This window comes from Sphingobium terrigena, assembly GCF_003591655.1.
GTDB classification, from domain to species: domain Bacteria; phylum Pseudomonadota; class Alphaproteobacteria; order Sphingomonadales; family Sphingomonadaceae; genus Sphingobium; species Sphingobium terrigena.
In genome coordinates, this window is the sequence record NZ_QVRA01000020.1 from 65,245 (window position 1) to 82,234 (window position 16,990).

17 protein-coding genes are annotated in these 16,990 nt (G+C 62.7%); 15 read left to right on the forward strand and 2 right to left on the reverse strand.

The window, feature by feature from the left end:
- Positions 1–55 precede the first annotated feature (55 nt).
- Positions 56–751, forward strand: coding sequence for a hypothetical protein (locus tag D0Z70_RS18180; protein WP_119748856.1), 696 nt, complete (start codon positions 56–58; stop codon positions 749–751).
- A gap of 119 nt (positions 752–870) precedes the next feature.
- Here the strand turns inward: D0Z70_RS18180 and D0Z70_RS18185 are convergent, their stop codons facing one another.
- Together D0Z70_RS18185 and D0Z70_RS18190 are read right to left on the reverse strand one after the other, a co-directional pair.
- Complete coding sequence (locus D0Z70_RS18185; RefSeq protein ID WP_119748858.1) at positions 871–4,458, reverse strand: DEAD/DEAH box helicase; 3,588 nt, start codon at positions 4,456–4,458, stop codon at positions 871–873.
- Positions 4,459–4,698: 240 nt separating this feature from the next.
- Positions 4,699–6,435: an ABC transporter ATP-binding protein gene (locus D0Z70_RS18190; RefSeq protein ID WP_119748860.1), complete on the reverse strand. Its 1,737-nt coding sequence runs from the start codon at positions 6,433–6,435 to the stop codon at positions 4,699–4,701.
- Between the two features lie 187 nt (positions 6,436–6,622).
- Between D0Z70_RS18190 and D0Z70_RS18195 the strand changes: the two genes are divergently transcribed.
- The 14 genes from D0Z70_RS18195 to D0Z70_RS18260 all read left to right on the forward strand — a co-directional run bounded on the left by D0Z70_RS18195 (position 6,623) and on the right by D0Z70_RS18260 (position 16,872).
- On the forward strand, positions 6,623–7,819 hold the full coding sequence (locus D0Z70_RS18195) for a DUF932 domain-containing protein (protein ID WP_119748862.1): 1,197 nt from the start codon (positions 6,623–6,625) through the stop codon (positions 7,817–7,819).
- An 88-nt stretch (positions 7,820–7,907) separates the two neighbouring features.
- Positions 7,908–8,123: a hypothetical protein gene (locus D0Z70_RS18200; protein ID WP_119748864.1), complete on the forward strand. Its 216-nt coding sequence runs from the start codon at positions 7,908–7,910 to the stop codon at positions 8,121–8,123.
- Positions 8,120–9,820 (forward strand): PRTRC system ParB family protein, encoded by a 1,701-nt coding sequence (locus tag D0Z70_RS18205; RefSeq protein WP_119748866.1) that lies wholly within the window; start codon positions 8,120–8,122, stop codon positions 9,818–9,820. The genes D0Z70_RS18200 and D0Z70_RS18205 overlap by 4 nt, the downstream gene beginning before the upstream one ends.
- A gap of 36 nt (positions 9,821–9,856) precedes the next feature.
- Positions 9,857–10,282, forward strand: coding sequence for a PRTRC system protein E (locus D0Z70_RS18210; protein ID WP_119748869.1), 426 nt, complete (start codon positions 9,857–9,859; stop codon positions 10,280–10,282).
- A 46-nt stretch (positions 10,283–10,328) separates the two neighbouring features.
- On the forward strand, positions 10,329–10,535 hold the full coding sequence (locus D0Z70_RS18215) for a PRTRC system protein C (RefSeq protein WP_119748871.1): 207 nt from the start codon (positions 10,329–10,331) through the stop codon (positions 10,533–10,535).
- Positions 10,536–10,610: 75 nt separating this feature from the next.
- Positions 10,611–11,705, forward strand: coding sequence for a hypothetical protein (locus D0Z70_RS18225; RefSeq protein ID WP_182914025.1), 1,095 nt, complete (start codon positions 10,611–10,613; stop codon positions 11,703–11,705).
- Between the two features lie 8 nt (positions 11,706–11,713).
- Positions 11,714–12,550 (forward strand): PRTRC system protein B, encoded by an 837-nt coding sequence (locus D0Z70_RS18230; protein WP_119748877.1) that lies wholly within the window; start codon positions 11,714–11,716, stop codon positions 12,548–12,550.
- Positions 12,547–13,206 carry a PRTRC system protein A gene (locus D0Z70_RS18235; RefSeq protein ID WP_119748879.1) on the forward strand — a complete coding sequence of 220 codons (660 nt, stop codon included), beginning with the start codon at positions 12,547–12,549 and terminating at the stop codon, positions 13,204–13,206. The genes D0Z70_RS18230 and D0Z70_RS18235 overlap by 4 nt, the downstream gene beginning before the upstream one ends.
- A complete protein-coding gene (locus D0Z70_RS18240; protein ID WP_119748881.1) occupies positions 13,196–13,972 on the forward strand; it encodes a PRTRC system ThiF family protein in 777 nt (258 codons plus the stop codon). The genes D0Z70_RS18235 and D0Z70_RS18240 overlap by 11 nt, the downstream gene beginning before the upstream one ends.
- A gap of 100 nt (positions 13,973–14,072) precedes the next feature.
- On the forward strand, positions 14,073–14,339 hold the full coding sequence (locus D0Z70_RS18245) for an antitoxin (RefSeq protein ID WP_119748907.1): 267 nt from the start codon (positions 14,073–14,075) through the stop codon (positions 14,337–14,339).
- A complete protein-coding gene (locus tag D0Z70_RS18250) occupies positions 14,336–14,749 on the forward strand; it encodes a type II toxin-antitoxin system VapC family toxin (protein ID WP_119748883.1) in 414 nt (137 codons plus the stop codon). Before D0Z70_RS18245 ends, D0Z70_RS18250 begins: the two co-directional genes overlap by 4 nt.
- Before the next feature lie 112 nt (positions 14,750–14,861).
- Positions 14,862–14,996 (forward strand): hypothetical protein, encoded by a 135-nt coding sequence (locus tag D0Z70_RS25715; RefSeq protein WP_275402225.1) that lies wholly within the window; start codon positions 14,862–14,864, stop codon positions 14,994–14,996.
- Between the two features lie 188 nt (positions 14,997–15,184).
- Positions 15,185–16,447, forward strand: a complete 1,263-nt coding sequence (locus tag D0Z70_RS18255) for a hypothetical protein (RefSeq protein WP_119748885.1) — start codon at positions 15,185–15,187, stop codon at positions 16,445–16,447.
- A 41-nt stretch (positions 16,448–16,488) separates the two neighbouring features.
- Positions 16,489–16,872: a hypothetical protein gene (locus D0Z70_RS18260; RefSeq protein ID WP_119748887.1), complete on the forward strand. Its 384-nt coding sequence runs from the start codon at positions 16,489–16,491 to the stop codon at positions 16,870–16,872.
- The last annotated feature ends 118 nt before the right edge of the window (positions 16,873–16,990 follow it).

Below are 16,990 nucleotides of genomic sequence, written 5' to 3' on the forward strand. Positions count from 1 at the left end.
TCCAGCAATAGTCCCGGTTTCTCCCTAACAACCCGCATCCCGGAGGATATAGCATATGACCGACGCTCCCGCGCCGGGCGCATCCGTGCGCCTGTACAGCCAGACCGACCATGACGAACGCGGCAACTTCCATTATGAGGGCGATCTCTATCGCGCCGGCGAAGCACTGACGTCGCTCGCCGCGCGGATCGAGCACAATCTGGCACAGCATTTCGCCGAAGCAACCTTTACTATCCGCACGGAAAAGTTCTCCGGCGGGCGCAAGGTCATCGCGGAAGTTCTCGATACGCCGACTGTTCTCACCGGCCGCGATGCGCAAAACGCCTTCATCGTCGAGGTCCGTGATCAGATGGAAAGGTTCGGCTTCACCCGCACCAATCCGCTGCAGGATTTCTGGTCGTGCAGCTTCTATTGCGAGGTGCGCATCGGCCAGGCCTATTGGGCGGCGCTCGCCAAGCGGCAAGGTATCCGCAACCCTGTCGACACGGTTATATCGCTGGCGGCGTTCAAGAAGCGTATCAAGGCAGGCGACCGACTGAAACTGGTCGATGCACCGGCCGGCCATCGCCTGCTGGGCACGACCCGCGAGATCACCAAAGTGCGGTCCGGCGACCTGATTCTGGAAGGGCGTTCCTACCTGTCCTTTCCACGGGCATCCGCCTTTGCCTGCGACGGGCGCCTGGTCAGGATCGCTATCGGTTCGGAATATGGCCCCGATGACCACCTCCTATACGAATGGCAAGCTGCCTGACCGGCTTGGATCGGCGGCCTGGATTCACGGCCTGCGCATCGTCACCGTAGGGCGCATACCGTTAAAAGTCCGCGCAAGGAAGCGTGCGGTGAACCGCCAGCCGACGGTGTAAACCGACGTCAGGGTCGCTCGCGCGGCATGGCTGCGAGGTCCCGGGCATGACCCACGCCGGACCAGGCGCCATGAGACCCGACGACATAAAGATGCTGCTTGGCCCGGGAAGCGGCGACATTGAGGATATTCGGTGTGCCAGCCGCCCAGTCGCGCGCGCCATTTTGTGAGGCCTTCGGCGCGCCCAGAACCAGAATGACCGCCTCCGCCTCCCGTCCCTGAACCGTATGAATGGTCCCGATCCGGTCGCTGGACCATTCCCGGATGTCGACCCCGGCCGCAGCGAACATCGCCCTCTCTTTTTCCAAACGGCGACGCATCTCCTGAGCCACGATGCGGAAAGGGGTGATGACAAACAGGTCCGGGCTGACCACACCGGCGTCGATGATCTGCCGAATGAGCGAGACGACCTGCTCGCCCTCGTCAGGGGACCATTTGGAGTCCGCCTCGCCGTCGACGTCGACCCATCGGGAAGGACCGAGGGCCCGGCCGATCGCACTCTGGCGAGGGCCGGGCGCATGGACCATCTGGCCGTCATAGGCGATCCTGTTGGAGATGCCGAACATGGGTTCCTGGCAACGGCGGTGAACGAGTAGCGGAATACCAACCCGGCGTGAACCCTGGTCCGAGCGAAACGCGGCCTGATAGGGCGAAGCGCGATCCGCCAGAGTCTGCGCTGACGCTTCCGGTGCCGCCCAGACTGGTTTGTCGACCCTGAAGTGTCGGCAAATCTCGGCATTCAGGCGCTCGGGCAGGGCAACGACGGGCGGTATCTGTAACGGATCCCCGACGATGATCGCGCGGCGTGCGCGCAGGATCGCGCCGACTGCCGCCTGGGGCAGCGCCTGTCCCGCTTCGTCTACCAACAGCCAGCCTATGCTGCCGATCGGCAGGTCGCCCAGCATGCGCTCGACCGAGGCGAAAGTCGTCGAAATGACCGGTACGACCAGGAACAGGGTCGCCCATAGGTCCCCAAGCAGCGCCTTTTTCGCCGGATCCTGGGGCGCTCCACCGGAAAAGACGTCCATCAGGACGCTGAGATTGTGCAGCATCTTTTGCGCCGAGGCGTCGATGAAGGCCTTGTGCACGTCCAGCGCGGCGATGAAGAGGTCTTCGCGGAGACGATGGACGGCGTCGCTGATCCACGGCGCTTCAAGGTTCGACGCCTCGTGGCCACGGGCGAAGAAGGCGTCGTCGATGATGCGGTCGCCCAGTTCAGGACGATGGCGGTCGATCTCGCTTGCCAATTGCGTCGCCACCGCCCGCGGCGCGGCGAGCCGTGTTTCTCGTCCGGCGATATCCTGATCCACAGCGGCAAGAGCGGCCTCAGCCTCGGCGAACGCACGCTCGACGGCGCGTAGGGCTGTCCGGGCTTGCGCCTGGGCCGTGACCAGAGGTGCCTGGGCGGAGGTCCAGGCCGCCCATCGCGCCGTGCGGAACACGCGTGAGAAGAAGCCGGGTCGTTCGGTGCGATGTGCCGCAATCGCGGCGCTCCGCTCGCGATGGACGCGCTCGGCATTCTCAACGTCGATCTGCCGCTCGGATCGGCGGCTATAGAGTGCCGGACGACGCGAGCACGTCTGCGCCAGTTCCGCTTCGTCCCTTGCGACCGCCTTTCGGGTTTCCGCCAGCCGAACGCAGAGAAGCCGAATGGCTTCCAGCGCCGCCAATCGCCCATCTACCGTCTGTTTGAGTGCGAGCAGGCGGTCACGCGCCTTGCGCCAGTTTCTCAAGGCGAATGCGGGCGAGGGCGGTTGCTCGGCGAGCACAACGGGCGGGGTGCGGCGCTCGATGACCTTTCCTGTCTCGGGATCCCTGATCTCCTGAATGACCGGGTCGCCCTTGGCGGCCTTGAGGTAGGTGCGAAACCCCCAGTCCTCATGCCACCAGAAGCTCTGCTGAAAAGCTCCACGGTTGCGCGCGTTGCCCAGCACGGCCGCGATCAGGCCCCAGGTGTCAGCGGGCTCCATCGGAACGGCGGGACCATCTTCATCCTCGATCGACGCGCGCGGGCTATAGACGAGGTCGCTGATGGATTTGAAATAGCTTATGTCGTTGGTCGAACGGCCAACGGCCTTGGCTGCCGGAAGCTCACGACTGACATTCTCGACTGCCTTGTTGTTGCTGGAGGCGACCAGCATTTCATGGCCTTTGAGCGACGGGTCCAGCACATAGAGATGAAAGAAGGCTTTGGGACCGAACGCCTGTCGCTCTCCTGAAGGCGTAAAGGCCTTTGCAGGGTCGTCGAACGACGCCATCGCCATCGCGCGATCGAGCACGGTTGCGGCAAGGATGTCGCGAAGAAGGGTGGTCTTCCCGGTTCCAGGAGGACCATTAACGGCGATCACCCCTCCGCCGTCGGTCAGTGCCGAACGGGCGAGATTGACTGCGGCCTGTTGCAACAGGACCAGGGGATGGCCACCAGGGCTTGGCCAGCGCGCCGCGGGCGTTCTGGCCGGGGCCACGGCCGACGCGAGCGCGGCCCTGTCCGAGAACAGGTCGATCGTCCTGCTGGGCGCATCCATACCCAGATACTGACGAAGGCCGCCGGGTAACTCTCCCTTCGCGCACAGATCGGCCGCTTTCGAAAGGTCGCCCATGAAAAAGGAATTGAGTAGCGAGACTTCGGGCGGATTTCTCGCTTTGAAATAGTGGAAGACCCTCAGGGCAAAGCTCGGCGGCTCGATTAGATGGTCAGGAATGCCGAACTGGGCGACGAGCCAGCGGTGCGCCTGGTCGATCGTCGCGAGATCCAGGGGGACCGGGTTTCCTGCGTCGTCTGTGCGGCGCAGGATTTTCTCAAGCGCCTCGATGATCCGCACCTCGATACGAGGCCATGCGCCGAGCGCGCCCAGCTTCAGCTTGAGCGCCAGGGGAAGCGCCCAGGCGAAGCTTGAGACCGCGATGCTGTTGTCCTCAAGGAGGACGCCGTTCTTGTCGACCATGACCGCGCCGATCGCGGCCTTCTCCCGCTGCCGCGTGCTCCGCTCTTCATCTGCGCCGAAGGCCTTGACCAGATCTGCGGTCGCACGATCCATCGGGATCGCGCCGAGGATCACCTGATAATAGAGCTGCCGCTTGGGGCGCGACCGCTCACCCTTGCCCCAAGGGACCTGGCCTCGTGAGAGATCGGCGACACAGCTGCGATCGCCGGAGGCAAGGTCTTCGGGCCTTCTATAGGTCTGTGGCGACAGTGCTTCCAAAGCGGTCCAGGCCGCGAGCATGCCGGCGGGCGTATTGTCATGGTCCGGCGTCGCGACGGACGGCAAATCGCCCAACGCCAGGACGGGCGGCAAGGATGTAATAGAGGATGGCGCTGCGTTGCCAGCGAACGGGTCAGAGGCCGTGCTCGGTGGGCGCGAAAATCGCGTCTCGGAGCGCTCGGGTGCGTTGGCCAGTGGCGTTTTGCTCGTCGGCTCCGTCGCAAGGGCGTTTGCAATGCTGGCGCTCAAGCGCGCTGCTCGATCCGTCGTACGAAAACTCAGTTCATGGTCAAGAAGACGAAGGATAGCCGCGTCCGACGGAGAGGTCCGGAAAATTGCCTCCAGTTGCGCGATCGAATTTTGAAAATAGGGGCGAGCCTTTTCTGCACTCAAACTTCAGTCCCCTTGATCATCCATTGCGGAAATCCGCTCTATGTCGTTCGACCCGGCGGGCGACCGCAAGTCAATATGGTACCGAAGGGACCAGGACGGTCTGAAGCCGACCGCGCGTTCTCTGCCGCGGACCTTGGAAGGTGGTGCCCTGATGAGCTCCGTCTTGCCTTATCTCTCTGTTTCCGGAAATATATGCACTGTTTCAACAGAAGTGCAGGCATCGTCCAGGCCAACTGACGATTATCCCCGCTCTTTTGGAGCGAGCCACAGGTTCCGGTAGGATGCGCACCGCCGCATCAGTTCACCATGGGTGCCGCTGCCAACCAGCTGCCCGCCGCGTACGAAGAGAACCTGTTCGGCGGCCTTCGCTGTGGCGAGGCGATGGGTGATCATGATCAATGTCGTCGCGTTCCTGGCCCGACTCCGCAATCTCGTAATGACACTCGCCTCACTGGACGGATCGAGCGCAGACGTGCTCTCATCTAGGATCATGACCGGCACATCCACACCGGCCAACCGCGCGAGCTCCAGCTTCTGGATCTGACCTCCCGACAGACGCTCGCCTTGCTCTCCCAATTCCATCTCGAAGTCGATTGGTCTCCCCGGCTCATAGAAACGCCAGACGTTAAGCAGTTTCTCGACCTCGTGGATCGCCTGGCTCGCCGGGGGATAGAGGATGTTTTCCCGCAACGACCGATTGAAGAGGCCGATGAATTGCGGCGCATAGAGAATATTGCGGTGACGCTTTTCCCATGGGATCGTTGCAATATCGACCCCCGCAATCTCGACTTTCCCCGAGCTAGGCGTGAGCACGCCGGCCAGCAGCTGTGCAAGGGTAGATTTGCCCGAGCCGTTGGGGCCGACGATCGCGACGAAGCGGCCCGCCGGGATAAAAAGCGAAACGCCGTTAATAGCCGGCATGTTGTCGCCGTAGCAGAAGCTAACGTCTTCGACCGTCAGATCCGCAGCACCTGTGGGACCGAGCTGCGTGGTTCTCGGCACTTCATGGGCGTTCGTGAATGCCAGGACGTCGCGGATGTTGGCGATCGCGACACCGGCCTGCGCGAGGATATAACCCAGCGCGCTCAGCGGAACCGTCAGCCTAAAAGCATAGGTCTGCAACAGGACGAAGTCGCCTGCGGTCATGTGTCCATTGCCTACATCAAGGCCGGCAAGCATCAACAGCGCCACAAGTCCGACGCCGAAAATGCAGAATTGTAGCGCCGCCATGACGGTCAGCGAACGGTACATGCTGGCGGTGGCCTGCCGTTTCGCCCTCAATATATCGTCGGCATAACGCAGTTCACGATCGAGAGCGCCGTTTAGCACCACGCGGCGGGCATTGCGGACGATGTCACCGATCGTGCGGGACACATGCGATGCCGCCGCATTGGTCGCGTCCGCGTGCACGCGGTGGCGTCTGGCCCCGATCCAGGTCGCGCCGACGAATCCCAGAAGCGTAAGCGCCAGCACCAGCACATAACGAGGCTGAATCAGGCTGGCGATCACTGCAAGACTGGCGATAGCCTGTAGGAACACCGGCCCGAGCCGCCAGATCAATCCTTCCACGACTAACGTCAGGCTATAGGGCAACCGCTCCAGCATGCCGGGCACCCGTCCGCTCTGACTGTCGCGCGCCGCCGTGATGTCCGGCAGGGCGGCGGCAAGCGCCTGGGTCGTGAAGTGCCGTGCTAATGCATCGACCATGTCCGCTGTGCAGGCGAGTCTTGCCGTTTCGACGATGGAAGCGCCCGCCCAGCATCCTACGAACAGCAGGATGAAGAGGACTAACTGCAGGGGCGATCTCGCCGGTCCATCCAGCGCGTCGATCAACAGCTTCAGCGCATAGGGACCGGCGACGCCCATCGAAATCACGACGGCTTCCAGGCCGAACGCGTTTACCAGGCTTCGCCTTGTACCCAGGCCCGCAGATAGCATCAGCCGTGTCAGCCGGGCCAATGTTCCGAATGTCTTCACGAGTAGGACCTCCTGGCGATCGATGGATGAGCCAGAAGGAGGGTTGGAACGCGGACGCTATCTTAGCGCCAAATCAGGTCATTGCGAAGTCAGGATCCCAAGATATCGGAAAGGGAAGGGAGGGGCGGGAAAGTGACGGGAAACGTGGATCGGCCCGTTGCCCCTCTAGCTCCAGGAGATGGTTCCCATGGCGAGCCTTGCCCGCATGACCGACACGCCCCCCGTGTCCGCACCCTATCGCATCGATGTGTCGCGCGGTGGCCGCAGCGGCCGCGTATCCTCGGAATGGTTCTCACGGCCCGATGACGAGAAATTCCTTTCGCTTTCCAGTCTCTACGACAGCGTGCGCGCCCGCGCCGAGCGCTCAACCACGCGCATCGTTGAAAGTCGCGCGATCCGGGTGGAAGCCAGGAGCGACAATCCCGAACGGCTGATGCTGATCGCGCCGGGGGATGAACGGTCTGTCGCACCGACCAACTGGTCCTTCGGCCAGATCTCCAGCCTCGTCGGTGCGCCGGCCTCCTATCTACGTCAGCTTCCCGCCGCCCTGGCCGGGATCAACCTGCAACACGGCCTCATCACCCATCGCGGCGAACAGGTGAAACTGCTTCAGACCGACGATGGCCGCACTGAACTGCGTGCCGCTACTGGCAGCGAGTATGGTCGTATTTTCGACTGGGAATTGGTGCAGGCGATCATGGCTTTTGCCGGCGACGGTGTCGGTGACACACGCTGGAAGGTGCCCGGGACGATCCAGTGGGGCAGTATGACCTATAACCCCTTCGTCGACATCACCACGGATACGACGACGCTCTACGCCTCGGACAGGGATGTGTTCGTATTTCTGGTCGACGACACGCACCCGATCGAGGCCGGAAAGTTGCCCAATGGCGATCCCGACCTCTATTTTCGCGGGTTCTATGCGTGGAACTCCGAAGTGGGGTCGAAAACTCTCGGCATCGCCACCTTCTACCTGCGAGGGGTTTGCGCCAACAGGTGCCTGTGGGGCGTCGAGAATTTCGAGGAGGTGAACATCCGTCACTCCAAATTCGCAGCCGCTCGTTTCTCCCATCAGGCTGCGCCTGCGCTCGAGCATTTCGCGAATTCTTCGCCGCAGCATTTCATCACCGGGATCAAGGCCGCACGGGACCGCATCGTGGCGCGCAAGGATGAGGACCGCGATACCTTCCTGCGCCGCCGCGGCTTCTCGAAGGCCGAGACGACGAAGATCATCCAGACGGTGATGGCGGAGGAGGGACATCCCCCCGAAAGCCTGTACGATTTCGTGCAGGGCATCACCGCCGTGGCGCGTTCAAAACCCCACCAGGACAGCCGCCTCGAACTCGAGGGCAAGGCCAGGAAGCTGCTCGAACAGGCGCTCTGACGTCCGGTTTTAGACTTTCCCAATTTCTTGTCCAACGCCCCCGCCGGTTTTCGACCGGGGCGGCTATCGCTCATGAAAGGATAAGGCGATGCGCGCCCAATCCGATGTTTGCCTGCATGATTTCACCGTGGACGTCGCCTTCTTCAGCGACGGCGAGCACTTTGCCAGCCAGATTTACGCGGTCACCGCCTCGACATGGTTCAGCGCCCGCCAGCAGGCGCTGCAAATGTCCGTAAACAGCGTTTACGACAACCCATGCATTCCTGGCCTCAGCCGTTCCGCCACCGTTCGGTCCGACTCATGACCCGCAATCGCACCCAGCGTCTGGGAACAGGGCTCTCTGCCCTCATCGCCGCATCACCCCCACCCATCACGACTTTACCGCTCGCGAACATCTCGGCGGGATACAATCCCCGCCGTTACTTCGACAGCAGGAAGCATGACGAGCTCGTAGCCTCGCTGCGCCTGCGCGGAATGCTCCAGCCGATACTGGTTCGCCCGACAAAGGACGCGAGCGACAGCTATCTTATAGTCGCGGGCGGCCGTCGCTACCGGGCGGCTTTGGAAGCCTTTGGGCCTGAGGGGGAAATTCCCGTCGTCATCCGCGAGATGACCGATCAGGAGGCCCTTGAGGCGGCGATCGACGAGAACGACGTGCGCGATGACGCATCGGAAACCGAGCAGGCCGATGCCGCCGTGCGCGTGCTCGCGGCCTGCCAGGACGATCGGGCCGAAGCCGCGCGCCGGCTCGGCTGGTCAAAAGCCAAGCTCGATCGCCGCCTGGCGCTCGCCCACCTCTCTGATACTGTCAAGTGCGCGCTCGACGAACGCCGGATCAAGGTCGGTCATGCCGAACTGCTCGCCGCCGTGCCTGCTGACAAGCAGGACAAGGCGCTCGACACGATCCTCAGTTCCGGCCTCGACGTGAACAAGACACGCGACCTGCTGATGCGCGTCACGCAGGATCTCGCCAGCGCCGGTTTCGACAAGAGCGAATGCATGACATGCCCGTTCAATTCGGCGGCGCAGCGGGCTCTCTTCGAGACCCATATCGACGACGGGCACTGCACCAACGCGGCATGCTTCGAACTCAAGACCCAGACGGCGGACATGATCCGCTTCGAGGAACAGGAGCGCGCCGACAAGGCCGCACGGTTGGCTGCGCGCTCGGCAGATGACGATGCAGACGACTATGCTGACGATGACGAGCCGGACGAAGTCGCCGATGAAGCCATGGACGTCGACCAGGAAATGCCAGGCCACGCGGCCTGCTCACCTGAAGGAAGCCAGGTGCTCGCATCTGCCCGGTCCGTTACGCCCGGGAAATCGGACAGCGCGCCGATGACGTCCAAATCTACTGTCACCGCCCAATCGATCGCCGGCCGTGCCACCGAGCTGCGCGAAGCGATGTGGCGCACCGCGGTTGCAAGGGCGCTTGCCGGCAATAGCGCACATGCCCAAAACACTATCCTGATCGCCGCAATGACGGGCACGTTGCCGCAGATTAAGGCCGAAACGCTCAAGGCACGCTCGGGCCTGCTGGTCGACGCCGCTTTTCCCGGCCTCGATTATTGCGCCAAAATCAGGGCGATCGGCGAACTCGAGGAAGTCCAGGCCGCCACCATATTGTCGGCAATCGGAGCGGCCTACGCCAAGGACGTGGCCAGTTTCGACCATGTTGCCGACCTCGCGCGCGCCTTCGACATCGATCTTCGCGCCGTCTGGCAGGTCGATAAGGCTTTTCTTGAGCGATACACCAAGGATGAACTCAGGTTCATCGCCCGGGAATGCGGCCTGATCGCGCATATGGGCGAAAAGGCCTTCGCCAAGCGCCTGGGCGGCAAGAAGACCGACCTCATCGCCGGCATGCTCGGCGCCATCGGCTTCAAATGGGCGGGACGCCTGCCGAGCTGCATGACGCTCGATGGACAATATGGACCACCTCCGGTCCATGCCGGAGGCGACGCCGTATCTGCGGTGCCCTCACAGCTCGCCGCCTGATCCGCTTTTGCATCTTTCACGAGAAGGACAGATATCATGCTGATTACCAGCCTGCTTCCGCTGCTGACCCACTATTCGCTCAGCTTCGACCTTGTCGCCGGCCCCGACGAGACGGTCACTCTCACCATTCTGCCCCGTAAGGTGGCAGGGGCGACCCATAATCTCGAAACCGGCGAGGCCCGCCCGATCTCCATCACGGCGAGCGCCGCGGAAATTGATGCGGAACTCGGACGAGGCGCAGATGGTGCATTGGGGCAGCTTATCGCTTCGCGCAAGACACTCGCCGACCAGATCGCCGAGCAACGCCAGGCGGCCGAGGTCGCAAGGACTGCCGCTGCGGAAGCCGCGAAGACGAACACTGCGGCGGCCAAACAGGCCGCGCCTGTCACGCCCGTGAAAGCATCAGCAGCGAATAGTCCGCCAGCCGACGCCACGGCCGAGGAACCCGCCAGCCTCTGGTGAAATAGCCGCCCGATCCTTCCAATCACCATTGCCAACGAGGCTTGCCATGCAGATCAATCATCTTACCCGGACCTATCGATATGACGGCATCGACCTGCCGGCGCCGCCTCATCTCGCCGACGACCGCGATGCCCTGCGGGCCTATCATGCCACTCTCTACCCGCCGATCCTCAATGCCGAGATGGTCGATGCCGGCGTCATAGGCGGCGCTCATGTCACCGAATATCGCCGTGCCGTCGGAACCAAGGGCTGACCATGGCGCGGCGGGCCGGAACCCTCATTCCCCCTGCACCGCGCAGGACATTGTGCCAATGGATCGAGGCTGACGATGGCGACACGCCCAGCTTTACCCAGCCTGCCTGCAGCGCCGGGAGCCGGACCCTCCACGCCAAGATCGCGCTCCCCCCGGAGAACGGTCCGGGCGAAGTCCGCGAACCCCTCCAACCCCCATCCGCTCTGCCTCTCCCGCCGCTCGGTTGACCTTGTCGGCACGTCGGTCGCGCTTTCGACCGATATTCCCGTTCTCTTCGACCAGCCGCTTGGTCCCCATCACAAACTGGTCGGCCAGTGGGCGCTGTCGCTCGAAAAAACGATGCGGACGCTCACCCGCCCGGCCGCGCGCCGGCATATCGAACGGGTCTTCGACGCTACAGTGCTCGACGTCCTCAATTCCGTCGATCTGGTCGATCTGCGCGTCGTCGTCCTTCAAGGCGGCGAGCAGGGCGGTCCACCCGCGATCGCCATTATCTGTGAAAGCCTGGGGCAGATCGATCTCGGCTGGATCGAAACCGGCGATGCGCCTGTTGCCTGGCGCGCCGCTGCCTATCGGGCGCTGGACCAGAGTCTTGGCCGGGTGCTTCCGATCTACGGCTACCAATACCTCTTCGACGAGATCGCAATGTACTATTGGGATGGCGAAACCGAAGACGACGCTGCCCGCCAGAGTCTGATCGCTTATCACGGTGCCGATGCCGATGAACTCGAAAATATGGCGCTGCCTTCGGAAATGAACGCCCGAAGGCCCGCGTGGATGATCGCAGCCAATGCGGCGGCATCGAAGCGACTGCCAACGGCACTGCGCCGCAAGCTGGACACCCTCGACCGTGCTTCCAAGGCACTCGGCGGCCTTGAGAGTGAACGCAACGCCTGGAACTGCGATTTCGAGATCATCCAGGATTACATCCCGGGCTACGAGGAATGCTCCTCTCTGCCGCCGTTGACGCTCGTGCCCTTCGAGCAATTCGCCCGTGAACTCGACGACATCGCCCGCAACGGCATGGAGATGGGCTTCATGGACATCGCCGGGCTGTGTCCGCTGCCGGACGCCGATCGCATCGACGATTGGTTCACCGCCTTGCGGCGCGGCGTGCAATTGCTGGTTGCCGCCCAGGACCTGATCCGGCTCGATCCAACCCAATTATGAGGCGCATTATGCCTGACCACAGCACCCATTTCGAAGCGATGAGCAGCGGCATGATCCTGACGAACGCCATCCTGCTCTACCGGAGCCAGGGATCCCGAAACTCTCATGCCTATGGTGCCTCCGGACAGGATGCTTGCGCCTTCGCCAGCATGCATGCGGTCGAACACACCAATGAAGATCATCCGGCGATCGCGGCGGGCGTGCCGCTCACTCGCGCGCATTTGCGCCAATGGACAGAAGCGCTCGGACGGAGCGTGGCGCCCGAACTTCTGCCTACGAATATGCTTGTAGCCCACGCCGACATGCTCGCCTGGTGGGTTCCCGCGCAGGTGCGCCCGGCCTGGTTCGCGCTGGCATCTCCGCCGGCCGGGCTTCGCATTCTGCACGAAAGGATCATCGCGGCGGTGCCCTATCCCGCGCATCTTTTCGTCGCGACCCGATCCGGACTCGGCGTCTATGCCCTGCCTGCAAATGAACGTCCGACAGCCGAGACACGATTATTGCACTCGCCTATCCTCAATGTGTTCGTCGGTGGGCAGCTATGCTGGGGCAATATCCCCAGGCCCAGATCGTTTAGCATCGCGTCGATCCCGGACTACGAACGCGCTGTGTTCGAAAGCTGGTCGACACATCCCAATCCAGGGCAAGAACTTACCGTCACCGGCAAGGGAGGGCTGATCCGACTCTGGGACGACCTTGCCGCGCGGGGCGCGAAGCGCTTCCCGGTCCGCCGTCTCAAGCCTCTCAGTTTCGCTGGGTGCCGGCAGCCAGTGCGAAACGCACGACACACCGCTCCAGACCCTGTAACCGTCGGAGCCTTGATTGCTCGCTGGAACCGGCGATGACGTTGCTCGCTGACGATCCCACCGGGGCCGCGCTGCTCGCCGCCATGCCCTGCTACCCGGTCCCGTCGCAAGGCCGCTCGCCGGCCATAGAAGCGCTTCGGACAGCGCGTGTCGGTCAAGGGCTAGCCGTCGGCCATGATGGCGTCATGCTGATCCTGCGCCGTCCATGGCTCGCGCTCGATACCTGGGTCACGCCGCCGATCTCGGCCTACCTCCCTTATGGCAGCGCGGGCACACCCAGAGCCGACCTGCGATGCGGACTGATCCCGAGGGAGTTGGGCAACCGAGTATTGGGGCATCTGCGCGAAGCCTTACCCAATGAGTCTGCAGCCTTTATCCTCTGGAATGAGGTCACGCGGCAATTTTCGGTCGAGTTCCCGGTGATCGACGAGGCGACGCCCTCACGTCTCGTCTATCACCCGCCGATCCTGCGCCCCGACTGGCACCTGATCTGTGATATTCATAGTCACGCGGCAGGACCGGCCTTCTTCAGCGCCACCGACGACGTCGATGATGCACATTCGGCCAAAATCTCGCTTGTCTTCGGTCGGCTCGATAGCGCGGACGGCCCCGTTACGGCCTCGCGTCTTTGCGCAGGGGGAATGTTCCTGTCGCTGCCGCGCAGCCCTTTCGCCGGAGATCGTCATGACAGATGATATCCGCATGCGTCACTATCTGCCCGCTGACTTCGACAATCGGGCTATTCGTGTCCTGCTGGTGGGCTGCGGCGGGAACGGCGCGCAGATGCTCATGGGACTCGCCTCGCTCGACACCGCGCTCCGCGCGATCTCGACCCGATCGCTCGACGTCACCGTCGTCGACGACGATATCGTGACCGAAGCCAATCTTGGCCGCCAGCCTTTCTACCGATGTGACATCGGCAACTCGAAGGCCCACACGCTGACCGAACGGATCAACCTCGCGCACGGGCTTTCCTGGAAGGCGGTTCACGGTCGCGCGCCCGGCGCGATCGGGATCGAAGGTGCGGACATCCTCATCAGTTGCGTCGATACCGCTTCGGCGCGACGGGGGCTGGGGGTGGCGCTGGAGAATGGCAATAGAAGGCCCGCTTACTGGATGGACCTCGGCAATCGTGCGAGCGACGGGCAGTATCTGATCGGTTGCCCAGGTAACTCGACTGACAAACGTACCGACCGGCTTCCGACCGTGCTCGAAACCTTTCCGGAACTGACGGACGAAGCTGTTGCCGAAGACGATGCCCCATCCTGTTCGGTCGCCGAGACGCTCGAGCGCCAATCGCTGTTCGTCAATCGTGTCCTGGCAAGCCACGCCCTTGCCCTGCTGTTCGATCTTCTGGGGCGCGGGTCGATCGGACATGCGGGCGCTTTCATCAATCTCGCCAACGGCCAAACCGTCGCCATTCCGCTTAGGCATGGCGTCGCAGGTTGCCGTCGGCACTAAATGACGCTCGCTCGCTTACATAAGTCGCGCCGCATCATAGATTATTGTGGCAGGTGACAGCTTTTGGTATATACATGGCATATGCAAGGAGGCGCGCAAGATGGCTCAACCCATTTCCACCAGTGTCGTTCGCGAGGCGAAGCTGTTTCGCAACAACCGCAGTCAGGCCGTGCGCATCCCGGCGGAGTTCGAGTTTTCCGGGAGCCGGGTCCTCATCCACAAGGAGGGCGACAAACTCATCATCGAACCTGAACCCAGGGCCAATCTGGTCGATATCCTCAAGGCACTTACGCCGCTCGATCCTGACGACGATTTTCCCGACAATCTCGACGCGACGCTGCTGCCGCTCAAGGACATCGATTTGTGAGCACACGCTACATGCTCGACACGAACATCGTATCGGACCTCGTTCGCAATCCGCAAGGCCGCGTATTCGAGAAGATCGTCAAGATCGGTAGCGACCGTCTGTGCATCAGCGTCATCACTGCGGCAGAATTGCGCTACGGCTGCGCCAAGAAAGGCTCGGCAAGGCTGCTCGCGCAGGTCGAGGCGATACTGGCCGGTATTGAAATTGTGCCGTTCGATATTCCCGCCGATGCCGAATATGGGGGCATCCGTGCCGAACTGGAGGCGGCGGGCCGGCCCATCGGCCCAAACGACCTGCTCATCGCCGCCCATGCCTATGCTCTGGGCGTCGTGCTGGTCACCGCCAATGTCGTTGAGTTCCAGCGTATCCGGGGCCTCGAGATCGAGAACTGGCTGGAGCCGCAAGCGTAGCGGGTGCGATCAGAGTAACAACTCCAGCAGAGCAAGGAAGGCGCAAGCCTGATCATTCAGCCTGCCCGGTCCCGTTCGCTTCGGGCCGTGTTCAAGACATGGAAACCGCTCGATGAAGACACCGGTGCGATCGAGGATATTCCTGCCGGACCTGCCGATATCTGACCCCGGCGTTCCGGTCGATACCATCTGCGAATTCGAGAGGATCGATGGCCTGCAACGGGTGAACTTGCTGCGAACCACCTGATTTCCGGTCGGCACGCGACCATGGTTTTCCTTGCTCGCGAGCAGAAAGGGGAAGGGGGAAGACACGCGGTGATCACAGGGAGATCGCCCCATGCTCAACCCGTACTACCCGCACCGGCCCGCTCGGCCTCGCCGCCCGTGGCGAACGCCTGAAGCATTCGTCACCTCATCCACGCCGGAACTCGCTGCATGAGGCCCAAGCCTGCGGCGTTCGATCCAGCGGACCGGGAATGCTGGATCGGCCATGGCCGCTGTCCCGATCATGCCGAAGCGCTGGCATCGGTATGGAAGGACTATCCCGACCTCCCTTTCGACGCGCCGCTGGACCAACGCATGACGCGCAGCCGCGCGCGCGTCGCGGCACTGCGCCCGTTCAATGACGCGATCCGCAAGGAAGCCGAATGTGAGAGACAGCGCGCAAACTTCGCCTGCATCGAGCGGCGCGTCGCAAGCGGCCTGATTGAGCCCTTCGACCGGGCCATCCTCCATGCACGTGCCCAGCATGGCTATGATTGGGACGCTGCAGTCCTGTATGCTCAGGGCCGGTACGCTGCAGAGGAGGGCTGGGAAGCCCGCGATTTCTCCGCACCACCGGGGGAAACCTCGCCCGCCTATGCCCAGGGATTCCGCGATGGCGGTGGTTGCTTCGACGATCTGTTCGATGTGGCCAGGCGTTCTTTCGCTGCTGCCGCGCGAAACACAGACCGATTGCCGGTTCCGCGCATGCCTCAGGTTGCAAGGCCGCCTCCCAGCAGCTGGCCGCTCCCGACAGATGCGCCGCGTCCGGCGCGCTGGTCGAAACGCGTCGTCATCATCGGCGCTGCTACTCTATCCGATGCCGAAGCAGGCTTGATGACCATGCTGGAGGCCCATCCCGGCCATGAAATGGCGCGCGTCATAGTCGCTGATCCCGGTCGGGGATTTCAGGGATGGCGCAGTGCTGACCCCGTCCATCCCAGAGATCCAGCCGATCAGCTACGCGCCGTGCTGGCCGGGATCGAAACCGACGACCTGCTGGTGGTGGCAGACGGCGCGGATCTCGCCTGGATAGATCAATATGCCAGCGTGCTTCCGCTGTGCCGAACCATGGAACGTACGCGCAATTCGGCAATCCAGCAACGTGCGCAAATGCGCGTCTGGCTCGACCGCGGACTATGCGACGGCGATGTCCTCGCCAGCGGCCATATCCGCTGGACCAAGCTCGCCCAGGGGCTCTCTGGCCGCCTTGGCGAATTCGTCGTCCGCTATGCCGGTAAAGCCCAGCCGCGCGGACACCGCATTTTTATGGAAATGCGAGATAGCGAACTCGCCGCGGGTTTCATGACGCCGCAGGGTGAGCTGCTAAGCCCGGAGGTGATCATTACTAACAAGGCCCATATGCGCAGACACATGGCGGCGATGCTGCGGCGGTTCGCAGCCGCTATCCCGCATCATCGCAACACGGCCGCCTGACATCTCCCTGTCCCTTGCATCCAATCACAATGGGAACTCAGATGAACGACATCACCTCTTTGCCTGTCATGACCGCCCGCGACGCGCAGGCGATCGGCTTCGCGGCGTTCAACGCCGTGCCGACCCTTCCGATAGATCTCCCCGACGGAGGCTTCACCCTCTCAGCCAAAACGAGCGAAGGAAGGCGCATCACCTTCTATTTCGGGCCCTATGTCACGGGCGGGCCGGCTCGCTTCGTCGATATCCAATATCATGATGCAGCCGCCACCGTGCAGGATGCGCGCGGCGCGCCCGCTCCGCTCTTCGATATCTTTACGATCGGCCATGGCGACAGGCGCGCCTATGACAGTCGCTCCGATGAGACGATCGGCAAACCGTCGATCGTAGTCATCCTGCTATCCGGACCGGCGGACGATGACCACTAAGGCCTGTGGACATTAGCGCATAGCGATTTTCAAGGCCGCGAGATTGATCATAGCGCGGTAGCTCTCGTCAGTTTTTTCGTACCGGGTAGCGATCCGGCGGAATGTTTTGAGGCTGCAG

Excerpts from the sequence above, each read along its gene's own strand:
- D0Z70_RS18260 (WP_119748887.1), top strand. The coding sequence starts at position 16,489 with ATGAACGACATCACCTCTTTGCCTGTCATGACCGCCCGCGACGCGCAG.
- D0Z70_RS25715 (WP_275402225.1), top strand. The coding sequence starts at position 14,862 with ATGAAGACACCGGTGCGATCGAGGATATTCCTGCCGGACCTGCCGATA.
- D0Z70_RS18230 (WP_119748877.1), top strand. The coding sequence starts at position 11,714 with ATGCCTGACCACAGCACCCATTTCGAAGCGATGAGCAGCGGCATGATC.
- D0Z70_RS18195 (WP_119748862.1), top strand. The coding sequence starts at position 6,623 with ATGGCGAGCCTTGCCCGCATGACCGACACGCCCCCCGTGTCCGCACCC.
- D0Z70_RS18205 (WP_119748866.1), top strand. The coding sequence starts at position 8,120 with ATGACCCGCAATCGCACCCAGCGTCTGGGAACAGGGCTCTCTGCCCTC.
- D0Z70_RS18210 (WP_119748869.1), top strand. The coding sequence starts at position 9,857 with ATGCTGATTACCAGCCTGCTTCCGCTGCTGACCCACTATTCGCTCAGC.
- D0Z70_RS18240 (WP_119748881.1), top strand. The coding sequence starts at position 13,196 with ATGACAGATGATATCCGCATGCGTCACTATCTGCCCGCTGACTTCGAC.
- D0Z70_RS18235 (WP_119748879.1), top strand. The coding sequence starts at position 12,547 with ATGACGTTGCTCGCTGACGATCCCACCGGGGCCGCGCTGCTCGCCGCC.
- D0Z70_RS18245 (WP_119748907.1), top strand. The coding sequence starts at position 14,073 with ATGGCTCAACCCATTTCCACCAGTGTCGTTCGCGAGGCGAAGCTGTTT.
- D0Z70_RS18200 (WP_119748864.1), top strand. The coding sequence starts at position 7,908 with ATGCGCGCCCAATCCGATGTTTGCCTGCATGATTTCACCGTGGACGTC.
- D0Z70_RS18180 (WP_119748856.1), top strand. The coding sequence starts at position 56 with ATGACCGACGCTCCCGCGCCGGGCGCATCCGTGCGCCTGTACAGCCAG.
- D0Z70_RS18225 (WP_182914025.1), top strand. The coding sequence starts at position 10,611 with ATGGCGACACGCCCAGCTTTACCCAGCCTGCCTGCAGCGCCGGGAGCC.
- D0Z70_RS18215 (WP_119748871.1), top strand. The coding sequence starts at position 10,329 with ATGCAGATCAATCATCTTACCCGGACCTATCGATATGACGGCATCGAC.
- D0Z70_RS18255 (WP_119748885.1), top strand. The coding sequence starts at position 15,185 with ATGAGGCCCAAGCCTGCGGCGTTCGATCCAGCGGACCGGGAATGCTGG.